The organism is Prevotella sp. P6B4 (genome assembly GCF_000619985.1).
GTDB lineage: Bacteria > Bacteroidota > Bacteroidia > Bacteroidales > Bacteroidaceae > Prevotella.
This window is the reverse complement of sequence record NZ_JHVE01000046.1, coordinates 1-1,582: the sequence shown is the minus strand read 5'-3', so window position 1 is coordinate 1,582 and position 1,582 is coordinate 1. Positions and strand designations below refer to the sequence as shown.

Annotated in this window: 3 protein-coding genes; all 3 read left to right on the top strand. The window is 38.1% G+C overall.

The window, feature by feature from the left end; all coding sequences use genetic code 11:
• The coding region (locus tag T491_RS17255) for an RHS repeat-associated core domain-containing protein (protein WP_081773414.1) at positions 1–882 on the top strand (882 nt) is incomplete at its 5' end.
• Positions 866–1,309, top strand: coding sequence for a hypothetical protein (locus tag T491_RS17795; RefSeq protein ID WP_155950177.1), 444 nt, complete (start codon positions 866–868; stop codon positions 1,307–1,309). The genes T491_RS17255 and T491_RS17795, both read left to right, overlap by 17 nt.
• A 13-nt stretch (positions 1,310–1,322) precedes the next feature.
• The coding region (locus tag T491_RS16795) for a hypothetical protein (RefSeq protein ID WP_155950176.1) at positions 1,323–1,582 on the top strand (260 nt) is incomplete at its 3' end.

Genomic DNA, 1,582 nt, shown 5'->3' with positions numbered 1-1,582 from the left:
GTGGTCAATGAGAACGGCACTCTGGAGCAGGTAACACATTATTATCCCTTTGGCGGTATCTTTGGCGATGCAACACTGAATGCAGGCATCCAGCCCTACAAGTATAACGGCAAAGAGTTCGATCATGTGCATGGTCTGAATTGGTATGACTATGGCGCAAGACAGTATGATCCTATACTTGCCAGATGGGATAGAATAGATCCACTAGCAGAGAAATACTATGGTGTAAGTCCATACACGTATTGCATAGATAATCCCATTAATGCAATAGATTTGAAAGGAAAAGAAGTATATGCAATGAGTCCTGATGCAATTCGAAATATTTGTAACACGCTTTCGAATGAAGAAAGGACTTATGTTCATTTTCTGCCCAACGGGTTACTCGACGCAACGTTATTAAACAATTGCAACAGTACATCCAATAATTTTAGTGCTCTAAAACTATTAAGCAATAGTGAAACAAAATATTATTTTAATGTAGGAGAGAAAGATATGGAAGGGAAAGCGTTTTATGAGAAAGGTACACTAGAAGATGCACCCGATAATTATCGTTATGGGGTTACTTTATTGCCTGGTGCAGAGAATTCTCCATCACCAGATGAAGACGTTTATATTTATACAGCATCTTTTTTAAGTGATAAAATGCAAGCTCGAAATACAGCTCATGAAGCATATGGCCATGCATATTTTTATGAACTTAGTAAACTAAATCCAGTTTACAATCCCAATCATACGAGGGGGGTAACAGGATATGCTACTGAAAACGATCCTGTTTTTGGCAGTTATATTGTTCCTATATTGGGGAAAACTAATTCACTACTTGAAGAGCAAATTAGAAAGGTTGAACAAGAAGCAATAAACAATTATGAAAACAGTCATTAAAACAAACCTCTTAGTAATTTTACTAATACCTTTTCTTTGTATAGCAAATTCATGTTCTGCAATAAAGGAATCTGTTTGCCTTCCTTTATTGTCATGTCAAGTGAAGATGAAACTGCCACGAAATGAATTTCGAGTAAAAAAAGAAAATTATGAAGAAGGTATATTTTATACGCTTTCAGATAAAAGAGGGGCATATATAATTGTTTTCGAAGGCGCACTCATGCAATACCTCCCAGAAGACACTCTACCTGTGTTGCAGTTATTGAGAGATGGAAATCGTACAATATCTTCAGGAGTTGCAGATAGTTTATATTGGAGGAAGGATTCTATTGGACGCATTAGACTTTCGTATAATCGAGTTTCGCCTAATAGCAAGAAGACATTTGATATGATACTAAATTCTACAAGAATTAGGGATTTCTATTAGTGAACTGTTACAAATGAAACTGAAATTATTACTACCATTATTGCTATCTGGAGCGATGCCGGTCTATGGTCAGGTGGATCCGTCTGTCATGGCACCAGAATCGACTGACAGCTTGCAGAAATGTAAAATCCGCTACTTCTCGCCCGGCAGAGGCGGGATGAACAGAGTATGGAATTTCTTCAAATATAATCAGGAGAACCGACCCTGTAATCCTGCCAACCCTGTGGCGTCCTCACAGCCAACGTTCCACTACTACACCAAAGACCATCTGGG

Excerpts from the sequence above, each read along its gene's own strand:
- T491_RS17795 (WP_155950177.1), top strand. The coding sequence starts at position 866 with ATGAAAACAGTCATTAAAACAAACCTCTTAGTAATTTTACTAATACCT.